Origin of the sequence: Peptoniphilus timonensis JC401, from assembly GCF_000312025.1 — a bacterium.
Classification (GTDB): domain Bacteria; phylum Bacillota; class Clostridia; order Tissierellales; family Peptoniphilaceae; genus Peptoniphilus_A; species Peptoniphilus_A timonensis.
Genome location: NZ_HE978598.1, coordinates 21,619 through 46,280, shown reverse-complemented (window position 1 = coordinate 46,280; position 24,662 = coordinate 21,619). Strand labels below are relative to the sequence as shown.

General features: G+C 33.4%; 26 protein-coding genes. 24 read left to right on the top strand and 2 right to left on the bottom strand.

Features of this window, described 5'->3' with window-relative positions; genetic code table 11:
• Positions 1–6: 6 nt before the first annotated feature.
• The 13 genes from HGPT_RS08400 (at position 7) to HGPT_RS08340 (ending at position 12,217) form a co-directional block, all read left to right on the top strand.
• Positions 7–357 (top strand): ArsR/SmtB family transcription factor, encoded by a 351-nt coding sequence (locus tag HGPT_RS08400; protein ID WP_019139404.1) that lies wholly within the window; start codon positions 7–9, stop codon positions 355–357.
• 121 nt (positions 358–478) lie between these two features.
• Positions 479–706 carry a glutaredoxin family protein gene (locus tag HGPT_RS08395; protein ID WP_019139403.1) on the top strand — a complete coding sequence of 76 codons (228 nt, stop codon included), beginning with the start codon at positions 479–481 and terminating at the stop codon, positions 704–706.
• A 62-nt stretch (positions 707–768) separates the two neighbouring features.
• Positions 769–1,335, top strand: a complete 567-nt coding sequence (locus tag HGPT_RS08390; protein WP_040542948.1) for a manganese efflux pump MntP — start codon at positions 769–771, stop codon at positions 1,333–1,335.
• 540 nt (positions 1,336–1,875) lie between these two features.
• A complete protein-coding gene (locus HGPT_RS08385; protein ID WP_019139401.1) occupies positions 1,876–2,190 on the top strand; it encodes an OadG family protein in 315 nt (104 codons plus the stop codon).
• Between the two features lie 41 nt (positions 2,191–2,231).
• Positions 2,232–2,669, top strand: a complete 438-nt coding sequence (locus tag HGPT_RS08380; RefSeq protein WP_019139400.1) for a biotin/lipoyl-containing protein — start codon at positions 2,232–2,234, stop codon at positions 2,667–2,669.
• A gap of 18 nt (positions 2,670–2,687) precedes the next feature.
• Positions 2,688–3,824 carry a sodium ion-translocating decarboxylase subunit beta gene (locus tag HGPT_RS08375; RefSeq protein ID WP_019139399.1) on the top strand — a complete coding sequence of 379 codons (1,137 nt, stop codon included), beginning with the start codon at positions 2,688–2,690 and terminating at the stop codon, positions 3,822–3,824.
• Positions 3,825–3,896: 72 nt separating this feature from the next.
• Positions 3,897–4,868: a glutaconate CoA-transferase subunit A gene (gene gctA, locus HGPT_RS08370; RefSeq protein WP_019139398.1), complete on the top strand. Its 972-nt coding sequence runs from the start codon at positions 3,897–3,899 to the stop codon at positions 4,866–4,868.
• Entirely contained in the window at positions 4,868–5,665 is a 798-nt protein-coding gene (gctB, locus tag HGPT_RS08365; protein WP_019139397.1) for a glutaconate CoA-transferase subunit B, read from the top strand. Before gctA ends, gctB begins: the two co-directional genes overlap by 1 nt.
• A 34-nt stretch (positions 5,666–5,699) precedes the next feature.
• Positions 5,700–7,469 (top strand): acyl-CoA carboxylase subunit beta, encoded by a 1,770-nt coding sequence (locus HGPT_RS08360; RefSeq protein ID WP_019139396.1) that lies wholly within the window; start codon positions 5,700–5,702, stop codon positions 7,467–7,469.
• 241 nt (positions 7,470–7,710) lie between these two features.
• Entirely contained in the window at positions 7,711–8,529 is an 819-nt protein-coding gene (locus tag HGPT_RS08355; protein ID WP_019139395.1) for an acyl-CoA dehydratase activase, read from the top strand.
• Between the two features lie 20 nt (positions 8,530–8,549).
• On the top strand, positions 8,550–9,872 hold the full coding sequence (locus HGPT_RS08350; protein WP_019139394.1) for a 2-hydroxyacyl-CoA dehydratase subunit D: 1,323 nt from the start codon (positions 8,550–8,552) through the stop codon (positions 9,870–9,872).
• 12 nt (positions 9,873–9,884) lie between these two features.
• A complete protein-coding gene (locus HGPT_RS08345) occupies positions 9,885–11,033 on the top strand; it encodes a 2-hydroxyacyl-CoA dehydratase subunit D (protein WP_019139393.1) in 1,149 nt (382 codons plus the stop codon).
• 185 nt (positions 11,034–11,218) lie between these two features.
• Positions 11,219–12,217, top strand: coding sequence for an ornithine cyclodeaminase (locus HGPT_RS08340; RefSeq protein WP_019139392.1), 999 nt, complete (start codon positions 11,219–11,221; stop codon positions 12,215–12,217).
• 207 nt (positions 12,218–12,424) lie between these two features.
• Here HGPT_RS08340 and HGPT_RS08335 read toward each other — a convergent pair whose 3' ends face one another.
• Positions 12,425–13,018 carry a leucine-rich repeat domain-containing protein gene (locus HGPT_RS08335; protein WP_019139391.1) on the bottom strand — a complete coding sequence of 198 codons (594 nt, stop codon included), beginning with the start codon at positions 13,016–13,018 and terminating at the stop codon, positions 12,425–12,427.
• A 382-nt stretch (positions 13,019–13,400) separates the two neighbouring features.
• Here HGPT_RS08335 and HGPT_RS10235 point away from each other — a divergent pair, with 382 nt between their 5' ends.
• From HGPT_RS10235 to HGPT_RS08310, 7 genes are all read left to right on the top strand, one after another.
• Complete coding sequence (locus tag HGPT_RS10235; protein WP_019139390.1) at positions 13,401–13,718, top strand: hypothetical protein; 318 nt, start codon at positions 13,401–13,403, stop codon at positions 13,716–13,718.
• A complete protein-coding gene (locus tag HGPT_RS10230) occupies positions 13,702–14,352 on the top strand; it encodes a poly(R)-hydroxyalkanoic acid synthase subunit PhaE (protein WP_019139389.1) in 651 nt (216 codons plus the stop codon). The genes HGPT_RS10235 and HGPT_RS10230 overlap by 17 nt, the downstream gene beginning before the upstream one ends.
• Complete coding sequence (locus HGPT_RS10225) at positions 14,334–14,624, top strand: hypothetical protein (protein WP_019139388.1); 291 nt, start codon at positions 14,334–14,336, stop codon at positions 14,622–14,624. Before HGPT_RS10230 ends, HGPT_RS10225 begins: the two co-directional genes overlap by 19 nt.
• A 159-nt stretch (positions 14,625–14,783) precedes the next feature.
• Complete coding sequence (locus tag HGPT_RS08325) at positions 14,784–15,254, top strand: DUF2975 domain-containing protein (RefSeq protein ID WP_019139387.1); 471 nt, start codon at positions 14,784–14,786, stop codon at positions 15,252–15,254.
• A gap of 8 nt (positions 15,255–15,262) precedes the next feature.
• Positions 15,263–15,481: a helix-turn-helix domain-containing protein gene (locus tag HGPT_RS08320; RefSeq protein WP_019139386.1), complete on the top strand. Its 219-nt coding sequence runs from the start codon at positions 15,263–15,265 to the stop codon at positions 15,479–15,481.
• The gene (locus HGPT_RS08315; RefSeq protein ID WP_019139385.1) at positions 15,474–15,953 is read left to right on the top strand and encodes a hypothetical protein; all 480 of its coding nucleotides are present in this window, start codon (positions 15,474–15,476) and stop codon (positions 15,951–15,953) included. The genes HGPT_RS08320 and HGPT_RS08315 overlap by 8 nt, the downstream gene beginning before the upstream one ends.
• Before the next feature lie 202 nt (positions 15,954–16,155).
• Complete coding sequence (locus HGPT_RS08310) at positions 16,156–17,640, top strand: aldehyde dehydrogenase family protein (protein ID WP_019139384.1); 1,485 nt, start codon at positions 16,156–16,158, stop codon at positions 17,638–17,640.
• Positions 17,641–17,760: 120 nt separating this feature from the next.
• Here HGPT_RS08310 and HGPT_RS08305 read toward each other — a convergent pair whose 3' ends face one another.
• The gene (locus HGPT_RS08305) at positions 17,761–18,984 is read right to left on the bottom strand and encodes a sodium/glutamate symporter (RefSeq protein ID WP_019139383.1); all 1,224 of its coding nucleotides are present in this window, start codon (positions 18,982–18,984) and stop codon (positions 17,761–17,763) included.
• Positions 18,985–19,244: 260 nt separating this feature from the next.
• On the opposite strand from HGPT_RS08305, the gene hisS reads away from it, so the two are divergent.
• The 4 genes from hisS to HGPT_RS08285 all read left to right on the top strand — a co-directional run bounded on the left by hisS (position 19,245) and on the right by HGPT_RS08285 (position 24,659).
• Positions 19,245–20,552 (top strand): histidine--tRNA ligase, encoded by a 1,308-nt coding sequence (gene hisS / locus HGPT_RS08300; RefSeq protein ID WP_019139382.1) that lies wholly within the window; start codon positions 19,245–19,247, stop codon positions 20,550–20,552.
• A 251-nt stretch (positions 20,553–20,803) separates the two neighbouring features.
• Complete coding sequence (gene typA / locus HGPT_RS08295) at positions 20,804–22,636, top strand: translational GTPase TypA (RefSeq protein ID WP_019139381.1); 1,833 nt, start codon at positions 20,804–20,806, stop codon at positions 22,634–22,636.
• Positions 22,637–22,656: 20 nt separating this feature from the next.
• The gene (gene cls / locus HGPT_RS08290; protein ID WP_019139380.1) at positions 22,657–24,120 is read left to right on the top strand and encodes a cardiolipin synthase; all 1,464 of its coding nucleotides are present in this window, start codon (positions 22,657–22,659) and stop codon (positions 24,118–24,120) included.
• Positions 24,120–24,659, top strand: a complete 540-nt coding sequence (locus HGPT_RS08285) for a YgjP-like metallopeptidase domain-containing protein (protein ID WP_019139379.1) — start codon at positions 24,120–24,122, stop codon at positions 24,657–24,659. Before cls ends, HGPT_RS08285 begins: the two co-directional genes overlap by 1 nt.
• The last annotated feature ends 3 nt before the right edge of the window (positions 24,660–24,662 follow it).

Here is a 24,662-nt window from a genome sequence, read left to right as displayed (position 1 = left end):
GAAATAATGAAGGGAAATTTTATAGATGATATTCCTGAAAAAGTTCAAAAGGATATATCAAACTTTAATGAAAAAGAAAATTTAATAGAAAACTTATCCCAAATTTTCAAGGCCCTGTCAGATCCAACTAGAATAAAAATAATTTATGCTCTAATGAATGGGTCCCTTTGTGTTTCTGATATTTCAGAATTATTAGATATGAGTCAGTCATCTATATCTCACCAACTTGCCCTACTTAGATCACAAAATCTAATTAAGGTAAAAAGGCGTGGGAGAAGGGCATATTATTCCCTAGATGATGAGCACGTCCTATGTATATTTAAGGATGGACTAGAACACGCAGAGCACAAGTTGTAAGATTTATAAAAGTATATTATCTATTTTGTAAATTTTATCTATAAAACAAAGAAGTAGTCTTAAATTATTTGATTTTTTTAAGAGTTGGAGTATAATAAAAAGACAATGAGGAGGAAATAAAATGAGTAAAGTAACAGTATATACAAGCAACACTTGCCCTTATTGCACAATGGCAAAAGATTATCTAAAAGAAAGAGAAGTATCTTTCGAAGAAAAAAACGTACAAACTGATAAGGAAGCAAGACAAGAATTAATGGCAATGGGATACACAGGTGTTCCAGTAATTTGCGTTGATGATGAACAAATCGTTGGCTTTGACAAAAATAGATTAGACGAACTATTAAAATAATTGTTTAAAAAATGAGATAAAGATAGATGCTTTTTGGCATCTATTTTTTTTGGGGAGAGAAGATGGATTTATTTTCAGTATTTTTAGTAGGCCTTGGACTTTCAATGGACGCCTTTGCAGCAGCTGTTTGTAAGGGACTTGCAATAAAGAAAAACTTTTTAGAAAAATCTCTTGTTATTGCCCTTTTCTTTGGAGTTTTTCAAGGTCTAATGCCCTACATAGGTTATCTTTTGGGTTCGATTTTTGCAGAAAAACTTCAAGCAATTGACCATTGGATCGCTTTTATCCTTCTTGGTATAATTGGAATAAATATGATAAGGGAAGCAAGAGATAAAACTTGTCCAATAGAAGAAGATAGGCTTGATATAAAAAATTTATTTGTACTTGCCATTGCAACATCTATTGACGCTTTGGCAGTTGGGGTTTCCTTTGCCTTCTTAGAAATAAAAATATCACTAGCAGTTTTAGTTATAGGATTTACAACTTTTACAATATCCTTTGTTGGAGTTCAAATAGGAAAGTTTTTTGGAATAGCCTTAAAAGACAAGGCACAAATCACTGGTGGAATAATATTAATTCTTTTAGGTGTAAAAATATTAGTTGAACATTTGGGTTTGCTCCCTTTTTAGTTTCTTTCAATAATTTTAAGAATTTAAAATTCCTACTATATTAAAAGATAATCTGTACGAATAAAAACTTCCAGAATTTATTTTTGGGAAGTTTTTTTATATAAATGCTTTATAAAATAAAAATTAAGTGTGAAAAATTTTTTAAATTTTAAAATAGTTAATTGATATTATAACTTTACAAAAAGATAAGTCATCTTAGGATTTTATTTGAAAAAGGTAAATAAAATATTTGAATTTTCATATAGTCAAAGATTTTGCCTCAAAAATTAAAATTTAATAAAAAATAAAATATTATTAAATCTTTTTTTAACAAATGTAATCAATAGTTAAAAATAATTAAAATTTGTTTATTTGGAAGATTTTATTAAAAAGGCTTTCCTTTATTTTGCCCATATTTTAATGTATAATTAGTTTGCAAAAGATTTTGATTAATTGACGTTACATATTGTTTTTAATTGAATTAATTTTAGGTCTTTGTTATAATATTCTTAAAAGCTGGAATGGATTCCGTAATATGAAATCACGTGGGGAGGTGTGATAATGTTAGGAGATGTTAGTCTTACCATGAGCGAGGCTTTTGGAGTGGCATTGACAGGTTTGTGTGTTGTATTCTTGGCTCTTATATCTTTGTTAATAGCAATTGTTATTATTACTAAAGTAGTAGGAGCAATTCAAGGTAAAGAAGACCCAGCAAAGGCAAATGCAAGTCAAGCGAAAAAGTCTTCACCGAAAGCAGCACCAGTTGATAATTCAATGGACCCTGCACTTTTAGCAGCAATAGTTGGAGCGATCAGCATGCAAGAAAGATCAAGAGTTGAAAGTTTTAGAATCGTATCTATAAACGAAAAGAAATAAATTATTTAAATTATTCTATTATTTATGAAAAGGAGAAATTAATGAAGTATCAAGTTAAAGTAGATGGAAAAGTTTTTGAAGTAGAAGTTGAAAAAGTTGGCGGAGGATATGCATCTCTTACACCAGCATCATTAACAGCAGCACCAGCAGCAGCACCTGCAGCAGCTCCTCAAGCAGCTCCTGCACCTCAAGCAGCACCTGCACCTGCAGCACCAGCTCCTCAAGCAGCAGCTCCTGCACCAGCAGCAGCACCTGCAGCATCAGGCGGATCTGGAGATGTAGTTGCACCAATGCCAGGAACTGTTCTTAAAGTAAATGTAAACAATGGAGACACAGTAGCATCAGGAGATGTAATTCTTATTCTTGAAGCTATGAAGATGGAAAACGAAATCGTAGCTCCATGTGCAGGTAAAGTAACACTTAATGTAAAAGCGGGAGAAACTGTAGATACTGACGCATTACTAGCAAGTGTTGAATAATAGGGAGGTCAAAAACATATGTTAATTGAAACATTACAGGGAATACTCGCCGAATCAGGGTTCGCATCCTTGCAATGGCAAAATGTCGTAATGTTTATCGTATCCTTCATATTAATTTATCTAGCAGTTAAAAAAGAATACGAACCACTATTACTTCTTCCTATTGCATTCGGTATGCTTCTTAGAAACTTACCGCTAACAGGCTTAATGGATGTAGCAGACCCTTGGCAATCATCAGGTGTTCTAGCTATTATGTATAACGGTGTTAAGTCAAACTTATTCCCATGTCTAATTTTCATGGGTGTTGGTACTATGACTGACTTTGGTCCACTTATTGCTAATCCAATTTCACTTATTTTAGGATCAGCTGCACAATTTGGTATTTATGTTGCCTTTATTGTTGCAATAGCTTTAGGATTCTCAGGACCAGAAGCAGCTTCAATTGCTATTATCGGTGGAGCAGACGGCCCAACAGCTATCTTTACTACATCACAATTAGCACCACACTTACTTGCACCAATTGCAGTAGCAGCTTATTCATACATGGCACTTATTCCAATGATTCAACCGCCAATTATGAAGGCACTTACTACTGAAAAAGAAAGAACTACAGTTATGACATCACTAAGAAAAGTATCTAAACTAGAAAAAGTTATTTTCCCAGTTGTAGTTGTACTTTTCACATCACTACTTCTTCCAGATGTAGCACCACTTCTTGGTATGCTTATGCTTGGAAACCTATTTAAGGAATCAGGAGTAGTTAATAGATTATCAGACACTGCTCAAAATGCTCTTATGAACATTGTTACTATCATGCTTGGTGTAACAGTTGGAGCAACTGCAGACGGAACAACTTTCCTACAACCAGCAACAATTAAAATCATTGCTCTTGGTTTAATGGCATTCTGTTTTGCAACAGCAGGCGGTGTTATTTTTGGAAAAATTTTATATGTAGCAACAGGTGGAAAAATTAATCCACTAATTGGATCAGCTGGTGTATCAGCAGTACCAATGGCAGCGCGTGTTTCACAAGTTGAAGGTAGAAAATACAATCCTACAAACTTCTTACTAATGCACGCAATGGGACCTAACGTTGCGGGAGTTATTGGCTCAGCCGTAGCAGCAGGTGTATTCTTAATTCTATTTAGTCATTAATTCATTCAGCTCCATTGTGAGCTGAATATTTATGCAATCAAGTTATATATTGAACAATAAGGAGGTTTTAACTTGAGTAAAGTAATGAATCTTAAAGACGCCATAGCAAAATATGTTGAAAATGGCGACGTAATATCTCTTGGGGGATTTACAACTAACAGAAAGCCTTACGCAGCAGTAAACGAAATCTTACGTCAAGGACAAAAAGATTTTATCGTTGAAGCAGGACCTGCAGGAGGAGATTGGGACACATTAATTGGAGCTGGCAGAGTAAAAGCATACATAAATTGCTACACTGCTAACTCAGGATATACAAACGTATCTAGAAGATTTAGAGCAGCAATTGAAAAGGGAGAACTTCTAATGGAAGACTACTCTCAAGACGTTGAAATGCAAAGAATTCACGCAGCTGCACTTGGACTTCCATATCTACCATGTAGATTAATGATGGGTTCTGGTCTAGTTGATGAATGGGGTATCTCTAAAGAAGAAAGACAAAAAATCGACAAACTTCCAAATGACAAATTCATCTATGTTGAAAACCCATTCAAAGAAGGAGAAAAACTTGTTGCAGCACCAGTTCCAGAAATTGACACTGCAATAATTCACGTACAAATGGCTGCTCCAGATGGAACTACAAGAATTCTTGGAAACACATTCCACGATGTTGACATTGCAATTGCAGCTAAAAAAGTTATCGTAACTTGCGAAGAACTTGTAAGTGATGAATACATTAAAAACTTTGATGCAGCTGACAACAAAATTCCAGGATTCTGTGTTGATGCAGTAGTTCACGCACCATTTGGAGCTCACCCTTCACAATGTTATGACTATTATGACTACGATGCTGATTTCTACAAAATGTACAATGTTAAATCAAAGACAGAAGAAGATTTCAATGCATTCCTAGACGAATGGGTATACGGAGTTGACGATCACGAATCATACCTAAACAAACTTGGTGCTACAAGACTTATAGGACTTAGAAATGTTCCAGGATTTGGATACGCAACAGACGTACTAAAGAAGGGAGAAGAAAAATAATGGCTAGATACGATAATTACACTAATAAAGAAATGCAAGCAGTTACAATTGCAAGACAAATTAAAGATGGTCAAATCGCAATTGTAGGTACAGGACTACCACTAATTGGTGCTTCTCTTGCAAAAGCAGTTTATGCTCCTAACTGTTACCTAATCGTAGAATCAGGACTTATGGACTGTGACCCAATCGAAGTTCCAAGATCAGTTGGTGACAACAGATTTATGGCACACTGTGGTGTTCACTGGACAAATGCAACTTACGTTGGATTCCAAGCTAACGAATGGAGACACGACAAAAAGAGAATGATCGCATTTATCGGTGGAGCTCAAATCGACCCATACGGAAATGTTAACTCTACAGTAATCGGTGACTACCACCACCCTAAGACAAGATTCACAGGATCTGGTGGAGCTAACGGTATTGCAACTTATGTAAACACAATTATCATGATGCAACACGAAAAGAGAAGATTTATAGAAAAAGTTGACTATATTACTTCTCCAGGTTGGATCGACGGCCCTGGTGGAAGAACTAGAGTAGGTATTCCTGAAAATGTTGGACCACAAATGGTTGTAACTGATAAAGGTATCTTAAAATTTGATGAAGATACTAAGAAAATGTATCTTGCAGGATACTATCCTTCTTCATCACCAGAAGATGTTCTTGAAAACACTGGATTTGATCTTGATGTATCTCGTGCAGTTGAACTTGAAGAACCAGATGAAGATGTTATTAAACTAATAAGAGAAGAAATCGACCCAGGCGAAGCTTTTATAAAGAGACCTGTTGAAGAATAATAGTAAATAGATAGATAGAAAAATAGGAGGACAAATGACTCAATATTCACTTTCTTCATATTTCCAAAATATGAAGACTATTGGGAATCCTTTGAGGGCAGTAGACGAAGATAACTTCAATCAACTAAGAGAAGTTGAAGAAGAAATCAGAGAGTTTGCTGAAAAAGCTCTTGCTGCTGGAAAACCAGATGCAAAAGTAAATGAACGTGGCGAAATGACCGCACTTCAAAGAATTGCTGAACTTATCGACGAAGGTACTTGGTGCCCACTAAATACAATTTATAACCCTGGTGACAATGATCACGGAACAACTGGTGTTGTTAAGGGACTTGCAAAAGTTGATGACAGATGGGTTTACATCGTTGCATCAGATAACAAGAAACTTGCAGGTGCATGGATTGCAGGACAAGCTGATGACCTTCTAAGAGCATCAGATACAGCTGAAAGACTTAGAATTCCACTAGTTTATATACTAAACTGTTCAGGTGTAAAACTTGATGAACAAGAAAAAGTATATCCAAACAGACGTGGTGGCGGTACTCCATTCTACAGAAACTCAAGACTTAACCAATGTGGAGTTCCTGTAATTGTTGGTATTTATGGTACTAACCCAGCTGGTGGTGGATACCACTCAATTTCACCTACAATTATAATTGCACATAAAGATGCAAACATGGCTGTTGGTGGAGCTGGAATCCTTGGCGGTATGAATCCTAAGGGATATATCGACGAAGAAGGAGCAAATCAAATAGCAGATCAAACTGCTAACGCTAAGAAAACTACTCCTCCAGGATCAGTTGGAGTTCACTTTGCTCAAACTGGTTTCATGAGAGAATGTTATGTTGAAGAAGAAGGCGTACTTGAAGGTATTAGAAAATATCTTTCTATGCTTCCAAAATTTGATAGAGAATTCTTTAGAGTAGATGATCCAAAGAATCCACTATATGATCCTAACGACATGTATTCTTTAATTCCACTTAACGGTAAAAAAGCTTATGATGTTTATGATGTAATCGCAAGACTTTTTGACGGTTCAGAATTCATGGAATACAAAAAAGGATACGGTAGAGAAATGGTAACTGGTCTTGCTAAAGTTAACGGACTTTTAGTTGGTGTTGTAGCTAACGTTCAAGGTCTATTAATGGGCTATCCAGAATACTACAATGATCCAAAACACATCTCAATTGGTGGTAAACTTTATAGACAAGGTCTTATAAAGATGAATGAATTCGTAACACTTTGTGCTAGAGATAGACTTCCTATAGTATGGTTACAAGATACTACTGGTATCGACGTTGGTGACGATGCTGAAAAGGCAGAACTACTAGGACTTGGTCAATCACTTATTTATTCAATCCAAAACTCTGATCTTCCACAAATGGAAATTACAATGAGAAAAGGTACTGCAGCAGCTCACTATGTACTTGGTGGACCTCAAGGTAATGACACTAACGCATTCTCACTTGGAACTGCAGCAACTGAAATCAACGTAATGAATGGGGAAACAGCAGCTACTGCAATGTACTCTAGAAGACTTGCAAAAGATAAAAAAGCTGGAAAAGATCTTCAACCTACTATTGACAAGATGAACGACTTGATTCAAGATTATGCAGAAAAATCAAAACCATTCTCTTGTGCTAAGTATGGTCTAGTAGATGAAATTGTAAATATGAATCTTTGGAGAAACTATATTATTGCTTTCACTGAAAGTGCTTACCAAGATCCAGATTCTATTTGTCCAGTTCATCAAATGCTTACTCCAAGAATTATTAGAGATTACGATAGACTAAATAATATTAAATAATATAAAAAATATGACAATTTATTGGATAATCTCAAAAGGATTATCCAATATTTTTGCATATGACAATATGCCTTACTATAAGTAAAAAATAATATTTATTTTATTATAATAGTAAAGTCTCAAGCCCTTAGAATCCTTGAAAATTCGGCTTTCAAGCCTCTAGTGATTTTGACAAAGATACATAATTATAGTAGAATTAAGAAGAGTAAGATATTAATGTTAAAATTAAAGAGGAGATTGTATGGCAGAAGCTATTTATACAATGGGCGTCGATATTGGTTCGACTGCCTCAAAGAGTATTATTTTAAAGGATGGCAAGGAAATTATCTCAAGCTCCTGTATTGATGTTGGAGCTGGAACAAGTGGTCCATCAAGAACAATTAAAGAAACTCTTGAGAGTGCTAACTTGACAAGAGAGGACATAGCCTATGTTATGGCAACTGGATATGGCAGAACTTCACTAGAAGAAGCAGATTTCCAAATGTCTGAACTTTCATGTCACGCTAAGGGTGCGTACTTCTTATTCCCAAATGTACGTACAATCATTGATATCGGTGGACAAGATGCCAAGGCTCTAAAAATTGGAGATAATGGTATGCTTGAAAACTTTGTTATGAATGATAAGTGTGCCGCAGGTACTGGAAGGTTCTTAGATGTAATCGCAAAAGTTCTTGAAGTAGATGTTTCCAAGCTAGAAGAATTAGACAAACTGTCTACTAAAGACGTTAGTATTTCTTCTACTTGCACTGTTTTTGCTGAATCAGAAGTTATTTCACAACTCGCAAGTGGAACGAAGATTGAAGATATAGTTAAGGGGATTCACCAATCAATTGCCGCAAGAGTAGGTTCTCTTGCAAAGAGGGTTGGTTTAAATGACGACATAGTATTTACAGGTGGTGTTGCTTTAAACGAGGGTATGGTTAGAGCTCTCGAAGATAATACAGGACACAAGATCCACACTTCACCTTTATGTCAACTAAATGGTGCTCTTGGAGCAGCGCTATTTGGATATCAAAAATGTAAATTGGAAAAATTAAAAGATAAAAAGGCTAATGCATAATTTATTTTAGGAGGTAAACTATGGCTGAAAAAATTCAAAAAATACCTGGTAAGAAACCAAGACCAATCGAAGGAAACATTCCTGCAGCTCAAGCGTTAAGAAATGTAGTAGATAGAGTTTACGGAGCAGCATGGGATGCTAAAAAAAGAGGAGAACTAGTTGGATGGTCATCATCTAAATTCCCTATTGAACTTGCAAAGGCATTTGGACTACACGCAGTATATCCAGAAAACCACGCAGCAACAACTGCAGCTAAAAAAGACGGTTTAAGACTTTGTCAAACAGCTGAAGATATGGGATACGACAACGACATTTGTGGTTATGCAAGAATTTCACTTGCTTATGCAGCTGGAGAACCAACTGACTCAAGAAAGATGCCACAACCAGACTTCGTACTTTGCTGTAACAACATCTGTAACATGATGACTAAATGGTATGAAAACATTGCAAGAATGCACGATATTCCAATGATTATGATTGATATTCCATTCCAAAATACAGTTGATGTACCAGAAGAAAAAGTTGATTACTTAATGGGACAATTCGAATACGCTATTCACCAACTTGAAAAACTTACTGGTAAGAAATTTGATGAAAAGAAATTCGAAGAAGCTTGTCAAATTGCTAACAGAACTGCAGCAGCATGGCTTAAAGCATGTTCTTACATGGCTTATGAACCATCTCCACTTTCTGGATTTGACCTATTTAACCACATGGCAGACATTGTAGCTGCAAGATGTGAAATTGATGCAGCAGAAGGATTTGAACTTCTAGCAGCAGAATATGAACAATCAGTTAAGGAAGGAACTTCTACTTGGGAATACCCAGAAGAACACAGAATCCTATTTGAAGGTATACCTTGCTGGCCAGGACTAAGAAACCTATTTGAACCATTAAAACAAAATGGTGTTAACGTAACTGCAGTAGTATATGCACCTGCTTTCGGTTTCCAATACACAACTGTTAGAGAAATGGCTGCAGCTTACTGTAAAGCACCTTGTTCAGTATGTATCGAAGACGGTGTTGAATGGAGAGAAACAATGGCTAAAGAAAACGGAGTTTCTGGAGCACTTGTTAACTACAATAGATCTTGTAAACCATGGTCAGGAGCAATGCCTGAAATCGAAAGAAGATGGAGAGAAGACCTTGATATTCCAGTAGTTCACTTTGACGGTGACCAAGCTGACGAAAGAAACTTCTCTCAAGAACAATACAAGACAAGAGTTCAAGGTTTAGTAGAAATTATGAACGAAAGAAAAGCAGACAGACTTGCTAAGGGCGAAGATGTTTACACTAATTTCGAAAACACTAAAGAAACTGACTGGTCTAAGACTACAATTTAATAGGGGTGCAAAATGACTGATATAAAAGAATTATTAAAAGAATTTAAACATATAGCAGAAAACGGAAGAGAACAAATTGACAAGTACCTTGCTGAAGGTAAAAAAGTTGTCGGTGTATTCCCTTACTATGCACCTGAAGAAATTATCTATGCAGGTGGACTAGTACCTTACGGAGTTTGGGGAGGACAAGGTCCAATTGATAAGGCTAAAGAATATTTCCCAACATTCTACTATTCACTAGCTCTTAGATGTCTAGAAATGGGTCTTGACGGATCACTAGACGGACTTAGCGCATCAATGATTACAACTCTTGATGATACACTAAGACCATTCTCTCAAAACTACAAAGTTTCTGTAGGTAGAGAAATCCCAATGATTTTCTTAAACCACGCACAACACAGAAAAGAAGACTTTGGTAAAACTTACAATGCAAAAATCTTTAAACAAGCTGCAGAAAGATTAGAAGAAATTTGTGATGTTAAAATCACTGACGAAAATCTAAAGAAAGCTTTCGAAGTATATAACGAAAACAGAGCTCTAAAGAGAGAATTTGTTAAATTATGTGGTGACTACTCTAAGACAATTAAAGCATCTGATAGATGTAACGTTCTTAAAGCTTCTTTCCACATGCTTAAAGATGAACACAACAAGATGCTAAAAGAACTTATTGAAGCTCTTAAAGCAATGCCAAAAGAAGAATGCAATGGACCAAGAGTAGTAACTTCTGGTATCATCACTGACAACCCAGCACTTCTTGAAGTTCTTGACAACTTCAACATCTGTGTAGTTGCAGATGACGTTGCAAGTGAATCAAGAGGATTCAAAGTTGACGTTGATACTTCTATTGAAGATCCATACATGGCTCTTGCTGATCAATTTGCAAGAATGGACGAAGATCCAATTCTTTACGATCCAGATATTTGGAAGAGACCAAAATATGTTGTTGACCTAGCTCTTGATAACGATGCTGACGGATGTCTTCTATTCATGATGACATTTAACGATACAGAAGAAATGGAATATCCATCATTAAAACAAGCTTACGAAAAAGCTGGTATTCCACTAATTAAGATGGGTTATGACCAACAAATGACTGACTTTGGTCAAGCTAAAACTCAACTTGAAACATTTAACGAAATGGTTCAACTTAATAGAATGTAATAAAAATATAAATTTTAGGCGCCGAGGAGTCGGCGTCTTTTTTATGCCTAAAAATAGTAGGAGATTTTCTGATATAATAATCTTTAGAAGTTAATAAAATATTTTATAAAAATATAAAGCTAAAAGAAATTTAAAAGTTTAAGTAAAATTAATTTATATATTATAAAAAATAAGGAGAAAAACTTATGGAGATTTTAATTTTAAGGGAAGAAGATATTTTAAAAGCAGTTGATATAAAAGATATTATTGAAGCTGACAAAGAAGCTCTAAAATCTTATAGCCAAGGGAAATCCGATATTCCTCTTAGAACTGTTATTGATGTTGATAAAGAAAGTTCTAGCACTGCAATTTTTATGCCTGGTTTTATTAAAGATAAAAATGCTCTTGGCATGAAAATAATTGATATCTATCCACAAAATATTGAAAAAGGACTTGTAAGTGCACCTTCCACAATGATTTTAATAGATAGGGCAAATGGTTTTGTTAAAGCTATTTTAGACGGAACAGTTTTGACGAGATTAAGAACAGGAGCAGTTTCTGGAGCTGCAACAGAACTTTTATCTAATAAAGATGCTAAAGAATTTTTATTAATAGGGACTGGAGGACAAGCTGCGACACAATTAGAAGCAGTCCTTGCAGTTAGAAAAATCAAGAAGGCCTATGTGTATGATATAAATTTTAAAAGGGCAGAAACTTTTGCAAAAGAAATGGATGAAAAATTAAAAAAATATGGAGCAAAAATTCTTCCTGTAAATGATATGGATAAGATATTGGGTCAAGTAGATATCATAACAACAGTTACTACTTCTAAAAAAGCAGTCTTCAATGGAAATAAAGTAAAAAGAGGAGTCCATATAAATAGTGTTGGATCTTATAGGCCGGATATGCAAGAAACACCTGCTGAATTTATTGTAAGAGCTGATAAAATTTTTACAGATACAAATGAAGGTGTAATAAAAGAAGCTGGTGATGTAATAATTCCTATAAAAGAGGGAAAAATTAAAGAAGAAAAAATTTCTCACGAGCTGGGCAATCTTATTTTGGGAGAGGAAGTTGGAAGAGAATCAAAAGATGAGATAACTTGGTTTAAGACAGTTGGTTTTGCCGGTCTTGATCTAGTTGCGGCAGAGCGAATTTATGAACTTGCCCTTGAAAAGGAAATAGGTAGAAAAATAGAGATGTAAAATTATATATTTCTTTATAAAACTGTCAGGCTTGGCAGTTTTTTATTTTGAATAAAGTTAAAATTTTTAGAAAATTTAATAAAAGCCAGTAGGAATTTATTAAAAAAAGTATAAGAGATTAGTAAATTTAAAAGGTAAAAATTTAAAAATAATAAAAATAGGCAATAAAAAACTGTTGCCCTAAGACAACAGTTAAAAATATAAATTTTAGTCTTCTTTAACAACAGTGTTTTCTTCGAAAGCTCTGTGATCAAGTTTTTCTATACCAGCTGGTACGTTAACTTCACGGATGTTGTTCTTTCTGAAAGCATACATGTCGATTTCCTTGATGTTTTTAGGTAAGTTGATTTCAGTAAGGTTGTTCTTGTAGAAAGCACTTACTCCAATGAATTCAACTGTATCAGGAATTGCAATTTCACCAATTTGGTTTAGTGAGAATGCATTGTCGCCGATGTATTCTAGATCTTCTGGTAACTTAACATCAGTTAATTTGTTTCTGTAGAATGCGTAAGCATCAATCTTTTTGATTCCATCAGGAATTTCAACTTCTGTAAGATTGTTAACTCCAAAAGCTTCGTAGTGAATTTCTTCAACAGTTTCAGGAATTACAACAGAGTTAAGTTTTCTTCTAAAGAAGCATTGTTCTCCAATAACTCTAATCTTTGTTCCGTCAGGTCCTTCAGTAGGCACTACCATATCAAATAATTCTTCATTCTTGATTTTGTCTTTGCCCTTTCTTGTCATTCCCTTTAGAACATCGCCATCAAATATAAAATCATCAAACTCCCAAGGTTTTTCCATAATATGTACGTCCTCCCCCTAATTAAAATTTTTCTTAAATACATTATAACATAAGGACAAAGAATTATAAAGGAAGCTTGCAAAATGGGAAAAGTATGAACACTTTTTATGATTAAAATAATCTTTTTTACTAAAAGTGTGATTAAAATAAAATATGTTACGAAATATAAATTATAAACGCTTTAATTGGGTAACATATTTATAAGGAGATATATAAAAAGTGTCAACAATATGTAAAATTTTAAATATTTTTGGGGAAAAGGTAATCATTATTTGACTATATTGTCATTTATTGTTATAACTTAATAAAGCAAAAGTTTTGAGAATACTTGTGGAATAGTATTAAAGAAATTAGTGGATGATATTTAAGAGGAGGAAAAAAATGTATAATAATAATTTTTTTGAAGATATGATGGAGATGCAGAAAAATATATTTGAAAAGCAAAAGGAAGCTTATGGCAAATTCATGGATTCTTTTAATTTAGGAGATTATAATCCTTTTGCTGCAAATATGTTCACAAATAATTTTAAAAATCCAATGGAATTTTTTAACAATTACACAGAAATGAATAAAAAGTTTGAAGAAAACTTTAGAGAATTCTTTGCACAAGTTCCAGGATACCAAGATTCTATTGAATCTTACAAGAAAAATATGGACTTCTTGAATAAGCTTTATCTTGCTTATGGTGATTTTTTATAAGGACCTAGATCTTGTAGCTGCACAAAACAAATTAATTGAACTTTTTGAACTTTATAGCGATGAGTTAGTTGAAATGTCTAAAAAGTATTTTTATAAATTAATTCCAGACAGTTATTACAGAGTTCTAGAAAACTTTAATTTGGAAAAATTTATTAGACCAGCTATAGAAAATTCTAAGAAATCTATTGATTTTTATGAAAATGCCATAAAAAATAGACCAGAACTTTTAGTGGCTGATGTAAAAGAATTTTATCAAGGAATTTTGGACAAGATTTATGAAATGCCAACTATTGGCATAAGCCCTGAAGAAAAGGAAAAATCTAAGAGAGAATTACAAAATTATCTAGACCTTGAACTTAAACTTTTAGACTTTAATTTATTCCTTGAAAAGAAAAATCAAGAGACAGCATTAAAGGCACAAAGAGCTTATATAGAAGGGCTTGAAACAGAAGCTTCTTTAGAAGATTTTGCAGATTTCTATAGATTCTATATGAATAACTTTGAAAAAGCTTATAAGGAACTTGTAAATTCTAATGAATACAAAGAAAAGGTTCAAGAAATTTTAGATGTAGTTGAAAAAATAAGCTTTCTTACAAAGAAAAACTTGCAGAAAGATTGGCAGATTTTCCAATAGCAACAGCTAAAGATGCAGAAGAATTTATGACTGAAGTTCAAGAACTTTCTAAAGAATTTGCAGATGAAAAGAAAGCTAAATCAAGTCTAGAAAGAAAGATTACAAAGATAAAGACTGATTCTGAAAAAGAAATCAAGGCTCTTAAAGATGAAATTACACAATTAAAAGAAGAAAATCAAAAAGTAAAAGAAGATGAATCTCTTAAAAAAGAAATTGAAGAATTAAGAAAAGAATTAACTCTTCTAAAAAATGAAATGAAGAAAAGTAAATAAATAATAAATAAGAATTTTTCAAAAAAGTCTGTGGCTTATCCTGCAGACTTTTTTATTTTGATATTTTAACTATCTAAAACAAAATATTTATCGAAAAACGATAAATATTTATTGTAATTCATTAAATAGTTCTATATAATAAAAGAAAAGGAGGATCTTATGAAATCTTTTAGAGTTAAATTTATTGGTGGACTTTTAGTATTTGCAATTATTATTTTAATGAGTCTTTCCTATGGACTCATTAAGGCTTCAAATTTCATGGCTAAACTTTATCCCATGTTTATGAACATGAAATATCCAATGTTATTTTTGTGTGAAGCTATTATAATTGCTTTAATCATAGCAATTTTATTTGGGCTCTTTGCCCTTAAAAAATATGGAGAAGATAAGCTTTTTGATACAAATATGTTATTTGATCTTCAACTAGTTGCACTTTCTTTTATTGGAATTTTTTTACTGTCAATCCTTGCAATTATTTATACAAATTTTAACCTAGATGGATCTATAACAAATCTTATTTTTATTGGGCTTGGAATCTTGGCAATGTTAGTTGGACAAATTTTTCTTCTTTTAGCTGATCTCATTAAGGAAGGAATTGTCTTAAAAGAAGAAAATGATCTTACGATTTGAGGTAGATTATGGGAAAAATAATTGTGGATTTGGATATAGAACTTGCAAAAAATAAAATGACATTGACTGAATTATCTGAAGAAGTAGGCATTACTATTGCCAATCTTTCTATTTTAAAAACTAATAAGGCAAAGGCTATAAGATTTTCTACTCTTTCGGAAATCTGTAGGGTTTTAAATTGTGATGTTGGAGATATTTTAAGGTATCAAGGTGATGAAGATGACTGATAAAAAATTTAAGAGAATTTTAATTGCAATGTTTATAATTTTTCTTGCAGCAATTCCAGTCTTGTTTTTGTTATCTGACAATAGGGATCAGTCTGTCAAAGAAGTGGAAAATGAATTTGGCATAAGATTTCCTAAATCTGTAAAGAGAATTAGAGAACTTTATAAGGAGCCAAGTTTTCACGGAGATGGCGAGGCGGCAGTTTTATTTTCTTTTGATAAAAATGATAGTGAAGAGATAAAAAAGTCTTTAAAAGATTATTATGTTGAAAAGGATGAAAATAAATTATCCCAAATAGAAACTTGTTACTTACAAGTTAAAAAGAGAGGCTTTGACCCTTCTCTTGATTTAAAAAATGAAATTTATTTTAAACCGACTTCGGAATATGTTTTTGCAGGAATGTATGGAAATTTTGTTGCCCTAATACTTGATGAAGATAGGGGAGAAATTTTATATTTAGAATGGGATACTTAATAAAAGTAAAATTGATAAAGAAAATCAAATAGAAAACAAAGAAAAAGACCGAAAAAGGTCTTTTTTTAGTGCCTAAAAGAGAAAAAACTTTCGCTAAGTAAAATATTAAAAATAAGATTTTTGAAGTTTTAAATCAATTATGAGGGGTAATTTTTATATGAGAGCTTTATATGATACATTAAAGTAAAATAAGGAGTGTAAAATGACTAAACCAAATATTAATTTAGATAAAAAGTATGGCCTATTTATTGGTGGAGAATTTGTTGAAAGTGAAAGTGGAGAAAGCTTAGATGTATTTTGTCCAGCTGATGGCGAAAAATTATCATCCATAGCCCAAGCATCAGAAAAAGATGTAGACAATGCAGTTAAGGCTGCTTGGGAAGGCTTCAAGGAATACAAAAAGACTAATAGATATGAAAGAGCAAAAATCCTAAACAAGATTGCTGATATTATCGATGAAAATGCAGACCATCTTGCAATGGTTGAAACTCTTGATAACGGTAAACCAATTAGAGAAACAAGAAATATTGATATTCCTCTAGCATCAGAACACTTTAGATATTTTGCTGGAGCAATCCTAGCTGAAGAAGGAACTGCCAATGCTATTGACGAAAATACTCTATCCATTGTTCTTCGTGAACCTCTTGGAGTTGTTGGACAAATTATTCCATGGAACTTCCCATTCTTAATGGCAGCTTGGAAACTTTCTCCAGCTCTTGCAGCAGGAGATGCAGTTGTTATTAAACCATCTTCAACTACTTCATTATCTCTACTTGAACTTATGAAGTTAATAAAAGACGTTGTTCCAAAGGGAGTTATCAATGTTGTTACAGGATCTGGTTCTAAATCTGGAGAATATTTACAACACCATGAAGGACTTTCAAAACTTGCTTTCACTGGTTCAACTGAAGTTGGCTATAAAATTGCAAGTGCTGCAGCAGAAAAATTAATTCCTGCTACTTTAGAACTTGGCGGAAAGTCAGCTAATATATTCTTCGATGATTGCGATATGGATCTTGCACTTGATGGACTTGCTATGGGAATTTTATTTAACCAAGGTCAAGTATGTTGTGCAGGTTCAAGAGTTTTTGTTCACGAAAATATTTACGACGAATTTGTTGAAAAGGCAATTGAAAAATTCAAGAATATAAAAGTTGGTCTACCTTGGGAAGAAGACACTCAAGTTGGAGCACAAGTAAATAAATCACAAACTGAAAAAGTTCTTGGTTATGTAGAAGTTGCAAGAAAAGAAGGAGCAACTATTGCTGTTGGTGGCGAAAAAGCTACAAAGAATGGCACAGAAAATGGTTACTTCACAATGCCAACTCTTATTACAAATGCTGACAACAATATGAAGGTTGCAAGAGATGAAATCTTTGGACCAGTTGCAGTTGTAATTAAGTTCAAGGACGAAGATGAAGTTATTAAGTTGGCAAATGATTCTGATTATGGTCTTGCAGGTGCTGTTTGGACAAAGGACATCAACAAGGCAATTAGAGTTGCAAGAGGAATCGAAACAGGAAGAGTTTGGGTTAACACTTATAACCAACTTCCAGCAGGCGCACCATTTGGCGGCTACAAGAAATCAGGTATTGGAAGAGAAAACCACAAGATGATGCTTGATGCTTATTCACAAGTTAAGAATATTTTCATTAACACTTCTGAAAAAGCTTCAGGACTTTACTAATTAATTAAAAATAAATATAAAAATTTAAAATAAGAAAAGGGCTAATAGTTTTTACTACTAGCCCTTTTACATTTTCAAAAATAAATTTCAAATATAATTTAAGAATTATTAAATTTTAAATTACATACCCATGCCCATTTTTGTAGCAATGTCCAAGAATTTTGTAATTATTAGTGCATTTGTAAAGTTTGAAATAAAACCACCAATTACTGGAACAACAAAGAAGGCAAGTTTAGAAAATCTATATTTGTCACAAACTGTTTTCATTGTAGTCATTGAAACTGGAACAGCTCCTGTTGAGAATCCAAGGTGACCTACAGTCATAACAGCTGCATCGTAATTCTTGCCAAGTAGCCTAAATGTCAAGAAGTATGTGAATGCTAGAACAAGAACAACTTGAGCAAGAAGAAGTACAATAAGTTGAGGTCCTAGGTCTGCTAGTTGCCACAATTTCATACTTACAATTGACATAGAAACAAAGAGTGCAAGAGAAAAATCTCCAACAGTATCAATTGCTTCAAGAAGTGAATCTTCGGCTCTTCCAGTCTTGTCTAAAAATACTCTTACAAGAATTCCACCAAGCATACAACAAACGTGAATTGGAATGTTTGCTCCAGTTTTTTGAAGACCTAAGAAAACTAATTGACCAATACCACAAGCAAGAACCAACATATTGACAGAAGAAACCACAGTTTTCTTGTTCATCATTACAGTTTTTGCAGTATCTACAATTGTTGTAGCTTGATTGTCAAGTTCTGGATTTTCAAAGCCAAATCTTCTGACAATAAAGTTACCATAAGGTCCACCAATAAGAGAACCAGCAATAAGACCAAAAGTAGCAGATGCAATTGCAACTTCCATTGCAGCAGATTGACCAGCATCAACAGCTATTGGTGCAAAACTTGCAGCATTTCCGTGTCCACCTGTCATTGGTATTGAACCAGTCATCATAGAGATAAGTGGGTGAACATGCAGTAAGTTACCAACACCTAGTGCTACTGCATTTTGACAAGCAGCAAGTATGGCAGCCAAAGCTGCAAAAATAACTACAAGCTTTCCACCTTTTTTCAAAAGTGAAAGGCTGGCTGCAGCTCCACTGGCAGCAAAGAATAAGCAGTAAAATAAAGTGTTAACTGTTTTGAAATCAAAGTTTGGTTCCATAACTCCTGCATAGTATAAAAGCATTGTTATAATAGAAACAATAGTGCCGCCTATTACTGCTGAAGGCAGACAGTACTTAACTAGGACAGGGAATTTTTTTCTCAGGAAATCTCCCAAGTAAATGGCTAATACGCCGAGAAGTAGAGTTTCGAACATGCCGAACTCAATTACCGTTCTTTCCATCTTTTTTCCTCCTGAAATTTTCTATTAATATTGTTATAAATATTAACTAATTTATTATAAATGATAATAACTCGCAAGTCAAAAGAGAAGGGCAAATAAAATTTTAAAAATTTTAAAAAATAGCACTTGTATATTGTGAAAAAAGAAAACTTTCATATAATACTATACAAAAGTACAAAAAGATATCTAAATGTGATAAAATAAAAATATTAATAATAACTATAAGAAGAAATAAGAATTTATAAAACAGGAGTGATATCATGACAATAGTAAAACCATCAACCCTTCCAGGTTTTATGGAACTACTTCCAAAGGATCAAATTCTCTTTAATGAGATGAAAGACATAATAAGAAAGAATTTTGAAAAACACGGCTTTTTGCCAATAGATACTCCAGTTATAGAAAAATCTGAAGTCCTACTAGCAAAGGGCGGTGGAGAAACTGAAAAGCAAATTTACAGATTTTCAAAGGGCGACACAGACATGAGTCTTAGATTTGACCTAACAGTTCCTCTAGCAAGATATACTGTAGAACACATGAACGATTTATCTTTCCCTTTTAAAAGATATCAAATAGGAAAGGTATATAGAGGAGAAAAAGCTCAAAAAGGACGTTTTAGAGAATTTTACCAATGTGATATTGACACAATTGGTATGGGAGAATTATCCCTAGTAAATGATGCAGAATTTCCAGTTGTAATTTTCCACACTTTTAAAGATTTAGGATTCACAGACTTTACAATTCACCTAAATAATAGAAAGATTTTAAAGGGATTTTTTGCCTCACTTGGCATCGAAGACTCAATGAATGTTTTGAGAACTGTGGATAAACTCGACAAGATTGGCGAAGAAAGTGTCCTAGAAGAATTATCTGAATCTGGAGTTGACAAGGCTTCTGGAGAAAAAATTCTAGAATTTATAAAAATCGGTGGATCTGTGGATGAAATCCTAGAGCAACTTAGAGATTTAAATATAGAAAATGAAATCTTCCTTGAAGGACTTGACGAAATTACTCAAGTTGTTGGCTACATGAGAGATTTTGGCATAGATGAAGACTCATTTGACATTGACCTAAAAATAGCTAGAGGTCTTGATTATTATACAGGAACAGTTTACGAAACTACTCTTGATAATTATCCAAAAATTGGTTCAGTTTGCTCTGGTGGTAGATACGAAGATCTTGCAAGTTATTACACAGACAAAACTCTTCCAGGAGTTGGAATTTCCATTGGACTTTCTAGGCTTTTCTACCAATTAAATGAAGCAAAAATTATTTCTAGTGAAGAAAAATCTCTAGTTGATCTTTTGATAATACCTATGGATGACTGTCTTTCTGATGGTATTAAACTTCTCAGCGAATTAAGAGAAAAAGGAGTAAAAGTTTCAGTTTATACAGAATTTGCAAAACTTAAAAAGAAATTTAAGTATGCAGACCAAACAAAGGTAGACTATGTAATAGTACTTGGCGAAGAAGAAATTAAGTCAAGAAAGTATAGTTTGAAGGATATGAAGACTGGAGATCAGGAAGAAGTAACTTTCGATGAATTAGTTGAAAGATTCAAGAAATAAGTGCGAGTCACAAGTCTAATACTCATTAATAAGTAGTATTAGACTTGTGTCCTGCATAAGCTTCTTCATCAGTTCAGCCATCGCTGGGCTCGGCTTCACTGTGAAGACCACTCCAATAGCAACTCGTTGCTATTGTCGTTACCATTAAAAAAAATGACCTATAAACTTTGAAAATATCGGTTTATAGGTCATTTTATGTTGCACTTTTTTTTATTTAAGATTAAAATAGGATAGAAACATGAAGAAATGAGATGAGATTTTTGAAAAGAGAAGATATTAGAAATATTGCAATTATTGCCCACGTTGACCACGGCAAAACTACTTTAGTTGATGCCCTACTAAGACAATCAGGTATTTTTAGGGACAATCAAAAGGTTAATGAAAGGGTAATGGATTCTAACGACATTGAAAAGGAAAGAGGAATCACTATTCTTTCTAAAAACACTGCCGTGAATCACAATGGTGTAAAGATTAATATTATTGACACACCAGGACACGCCGACTTTGGTGGCGAAGTTGAACGTGTTTTAAAAATGGTAAATGGTGTTGTTTTATTAGTAGATGCCTTTGAAGGACCAATGCCTCAAACGAAATTTGTTTTAAAGAAATCCTTTGAACTTAATCTTCCAGTTATTGTCTGCATAAATAAGGTAGACAGACCAGAAGCAAGACCACTTGATGTTGTAGACGAAGTTCTTGATTTATTTATTGAACTTGGTGCTGACGATGATGTTCTTGAATGTCCTTTTGTTTTTGCATCTGCAAAACAAGGCATTGCAGCACTAGACTTAGACGACAAGATGGAAAATATGGACCCACTTTTTGAAACTATTATCAAATATATTCCAAGTCCAGAACAAAGAGATGACGAACCCTTTAAACTTTTAATTTCTACAATTGACTACAATGAATATATTGGAAGAATCGGTATTGGTAAAATCGAACAAGGTGTAATTAAAGAAAATGACAAACTTGTTAGAGTTAATAAAGAATTGCCAGATTTCCAAGAAAACATTAAAATTGCACAAATTTATGAATTTGAAGGTCTAGACAGAGTTGAGGTAGATTCATCAAGGTCAGGTTCTATCGTTGCCGTAACTGGTATTGAGGACATAAATATTGGAGATACTATTACTTCAACAGAAGATACAGAAGCTCTTGAATTTGTAAAAATTTCTGAGCCGACTATATCTATGAACTTCTCTGTAAATGATTCACCTTTTGCAGGAAGAGTAGGAAAGTTTTTAACTTCAAGACAAATCAAGGCAAGATTAAATAAAGAACTTCAAACTGATGTTGGACTTAGAGTAGAAGAAACTGACACTACTGACTCCTTCAAGGTAAGTGGTAGAGGAGAACTTCACCTTTCAGTTTTAATAGAAAACATGAGACGTGAAGGTTATGAATTCCAAGTTTCTAAACCACAAGTTTTATATAAATATGATGAAAATGGCAAAAAACTTGAACCAACTGAAAGAGTAACAATTGATGTTGACAATGTTTATGCAGGTTCTGTTATAGAAAAGCTTGGTAGAAGAAAAGGTGAACTTGTAAATATAGTTGAACCAAATGGTGGTTATCAAAGACTTGAATTTATAATTCCATCAAGGGGACTTATTGGTTATAGAACTGAATTTATGACTGACACTAAGGGTTCTGGAATCCTAAATTCTATTTTTGAATCTTATGTACCATTTAAAGGAGATATTCCAAGAAGAGTTAATGCTTCCATAGTTTCCTTTGACACAGGAACAGCTTCAGCTTATGGACTTAACAATGCCCAAGAACGTGGAACTCTATTTGTTGTTCCAGGAGAAGATGTTTACGAAGGACAAGTTGTTGGCGAATCTCCAAAGGGAGTAGAAATCGAAGTTTCTGTTACAAAATCAAAGAAACAAACAAATGTAAGAGCATCTGGCTCTGATGAAGCTCTTAGACTTTCTCCAGCAAGAAAAATGAGTCTTGAAGAAGCTCTTGAATTTATTGAAGATGATGAGTTAATAGAAATCACACCTAATGAATTTAGACTTAGAAAGAAAATCTTAAATTCACAAACAAGATATAAATCAAAGAAAAATAAATAATTTTAATTGAGGAGAAGAAGATGTTAAGTGCATATTTTGGGATGTTTAAAAACTTCGCCCAAGTTTATTCAATATTATTTATAATAAATGTATTAGTATCCACTTTTATAATTTTATTTGACAACAAGAAGCCAATATCCACTCTTTTGTGGGTAATGGCAATTAACTTCTTGCCTCTTATAGGTTTTATCCTCTATATTTTCATAGGACAAGACATATCAAAATCTAGGATATTTAGTGGAAAGAGTAAAAAAGATGAACTCCTTAGCAAGGAATCTAAGGCTCAATTAAGAGAATTAAAAAATAAAGATTTTAGATTTTCTAACAAGAGGACATCTAATTATCTAGATATGGTAGAGATGTTTAACAAGGCAGAAAATGAAATGCTCTACACTGACAACAAGATAAAAATTTATAATGACGGTGTGGAAAAATTTGATGCCCTATTTGAAGATTTAAAAAAAGCTAAGCACACTATCTATGTGCAATACTATATTTTTAAATCAGATGGAATTTCCGCTGAATTTATGAATATACTAAAGTCAAAGGCCAAAGATGGTCTTGACGTTTACTTATTAGTAGATGGTATGGGTGTTAGGAAAATGAAACTTAGGGATAGAAAGTCCCTAAAAGAAGCTGGAGTTAAATTTGCAATATTTTTCCCAGGAATTATAGATAAAGTTAACACTCACATGAACTACAGAAACCACAGGAAAATCGTAGTAATAGACAAGAGAATTGCTTACGTTGGCGGATTTAATGTTGGCGATGAATATATATCCAAGGGACCTATGGGTTATTGGAGAGATACTCACCTAAGAATTGAAGGACCAGCAGTCAATGGACTAGCTTGGAGATTTTTCTTAGACTTTAAATTTGCATCTGATGCACACACAAAGGGATTCACAACTGAAATCTTTGATGAAATAGATGATGGAGTAGATATAAATATAGTTACCAGTGGACCAGACACAAAGGCAGATTCCATAAGAAATGGATATGAAAAACTTATAACTTCTGCCAGAAAGGAACTTTATATCCAAACTCCTTACTTTGTACCAGATGAAGGACTTTTTAAAGCAATAAAAGTTGCTGCCCTAAGTGGTGTTGATGTAAATATTATGTTTCCTGCAAAAAAAGATCATCCCTTTGTTCACTGGGCTTCACTTTCCTTTTTAGGAGAATTAATAAGATGGGGAGCTCATGTTTACCAATACGAAGGAGGTTTTCTTCACACAAAAATTGTTATATCAGATGACTACTTATCAAGCGTTGGTACAGCAAATTTTGACATAAGATCCTTTGAACTTAACTTTGAAGTCAATGCCTTCTTGTATGATGAAGAATTAAATAAAAAATTAAAGGATGACTTTAAAAAAGATTTGGAAAAATGCACAGAGATAACTAAAGAAATGTATACCAATAGATCTAGGATAACAAAAATAAAAGAATCCTTCTCAAGACTTTTGTCACCACTTTTATAATGGATATAGAAATAAACAGAAAAAAGATAAAGAGCCTTCGAATAAAAGTAGAAGATGGTATAATTAAAGTATCAGCTCCAAGAAGTATTAGCGAAAGAAAAATAAATAACTTTATCGAGGAAAACCTCGAAACAATAGAGAAACTAAAAGAAGATGACAAGAGAAGAAGACGCTACAAAAATCACTTATTTGGAGAAAAAGTGAACTTTACATCAGAAGAAGATCTGGAAAAAATTTATAGAAGAGAATTAAAAAAAGTCTTAGATGAAATTTTTCCAAAATACGAAGCCATGACAGGGCTTTATGCCAATTCCTATGAAATTCGGAAGATGAAAGTGAGATGGGGAACTTGCTATCCAAAGAGGGGAGATATAAAAATAAATCTCTATTTGGCAGAGAGACCCTATGAGCAAATCGAAGCAGTAGTCTTGCATGAACTTCTTCATCTAAAACACTTAAAGCACAACAAGAAATTTTTAAGTGCTTGCAAGAAGTTCATGGCAAATTATGAAGAAATTGAAAGAGAATTAAAGACCTAGGTG

Excerpts from the sequence above, each read along its gene's own strand:
- HGPT_RS08400 (WP_019139404.1), top strand. The coding sequence starts at position 7 with ATGAAGGGAAATTTTATAGATGATATTCCTGAAAAAGTTCAAAAGGAT.
- HGPT_RS08395 (WP_019139403.1), top strand. The coding sequence starts at position 479 with ATGAGTAAAGTAACAGTATATACAAGCAACACTTGCCCTTATTGCACA.
- HGPT_RS08390 (WP_040542948.1), top strand. The coding sequence starts at position 769 with ATGGATTTATTTTCAGTATTTTTAGTAGGCCTTGGACTTTCAATGGAC.
- HGPT_RS08385 (WP_019139401.1), top strand. The coding sequence starts at position 1,876 with ATGTTAGGAGATGTTAGTCTTACCATGAGCGAGGCTTTTGGAGTGGCA.
- HGPT_RS08380 (WP_019139400.1), top strand. The coding sequence starts at position 2,232 with ATGAAGTATCAAGTTAAAGTAGATGGAAAAGTTTTTGAAGTAGAAGTT.
- HGPT_RS08375 (WP_019139399.1), top strand. The coding sequence starts at position 2,688 with ATGTTAATTGAAACATTACAGGGAATACTCGCCGAATCAGGGTTCGCA.
- gctB (WP_019139397.1), top strand. The coding sequence starts at position 4,868 with ATGGCTAGATACGATAATTACACTAATAAAGAAATGCAAGCAGTTACA.
- HGPT_RS08360 (WP_019139396.1), top strand. The coding sequence starts at position 5,700 with ATGACTCAATATTCACTTTCTTCATATTTCCAAAATATGAAGACTATT.
- HGPT_RS08355 (WP_019139395.1), top strand. The coding sequence starts at position 7,711 with ATGGCAGAAGCTATTTATACAATGGGCGTCGATATTGGTTCGACTGCC.
- HGPT_RS08350 (WP_019139394.1), top strand. The coding sequence starts at position 8,550 with ATGGCTGAAAAAATTCAAAAAATACCTGGTAAGAAACCAAGACCAATC.
- HGPT_RS08345 (WP_019139393.1), top strand. The coding sequence starts at position 9,885 with ATGACTGATATAAAAGAATTATTAAAAGAATTTAAACATATAGCAGAA.
- HGPT_RS08340 (WP_019139392.1), top strand. The coding sequence starts at position 11,219 with ATGGAGATTTTAATTTTAAGGGAAGAAGATATTTTAAAAGCAGTTGAT.
- HGPT_RS08335 (WP_019139391.1), bottom strand. The coding sequence starts at position 13,018 with ATGGAAAAACCTTGGGAGTTTGATGATTTTATATTTGATGGCGATGTT.
- HGPT_RS10235 (WP_019139390.1), top strand. The coding sequence starts at position 13,401 with ATGTATAATAATAATTTTTTTGAAGATATGATGGAGATGCAGAAAAAT.
- HGPT_RS10230 (WP_019139389.1), top strand. The coding sequence starts at position 13,702 with ATGGTGATTTTTTATAAGGACCTAGATCTTGTAGCTGCACAAAACAAA.
- HGPT_RS08325 (WP_019139387.1), top strand. The coding sequence starts at position 14,784 with ATGAAATCTTTTAGAGTTAAATTTATTGGTGGACTTTTAGTATTTGCA.
- HGPT_RS08320 (WP_019139386.1), top strand. The coding sequence starts at position 15,263 with ATGGGAAAAATAATTGTGGATTTGGATATAGAACTTGCAAAAAATAAA.
- HGPT_RS08315 (WP_019139385.1), top strand. The coding sequence starts at position 15,474 with ATGACTGATAAAAAATTTAAGAGAATTTTAATTGCAATGTTTATAATT.
- HGPT_RS08310 (WP_019139384.1), top strand. The coding sequence starts at position 16,156 with ATGACTAAACCAAATATTAATTTAGATAAAAAGTATGGCCTATTTATT.
- HGPT_RS08305 (WP_019139383.1), bottom strand. The coding sequence starts at position 18,984 with ATGGAAAGAACGGTAATTGAGTTCGGCATGTTCGAAACTCTACTTCTC.
- hisS (WP_019139382.1), top strand. The coding sequence starts at position 19,245 with ATGACAATAGTAAAACCATCAACCCTTCCAGGTTTTATGGAACTACTT.
- typA (WP_019139381.1), top strand. The coding sequence starts at position 20,804 with ATGAGATTTTTGAAAAGAGAAGATATTAGAAATATTGCAATTATTGCC.
- cls (WP_019139380.1), top strand. The coding sequence starts at position 22,657 with ATGTTAAGTGCATATTTTGGGATGTTTAAAAACTTCGCCCAAGTTTAT.
- HGPT_RS08285 (WP_019139379.1), top strand. The coding sequence starts at position 24,120 with ATGGATATAGAAATAAACAGAAAAAAGATAAAGAGCCTTCGAATAAAA.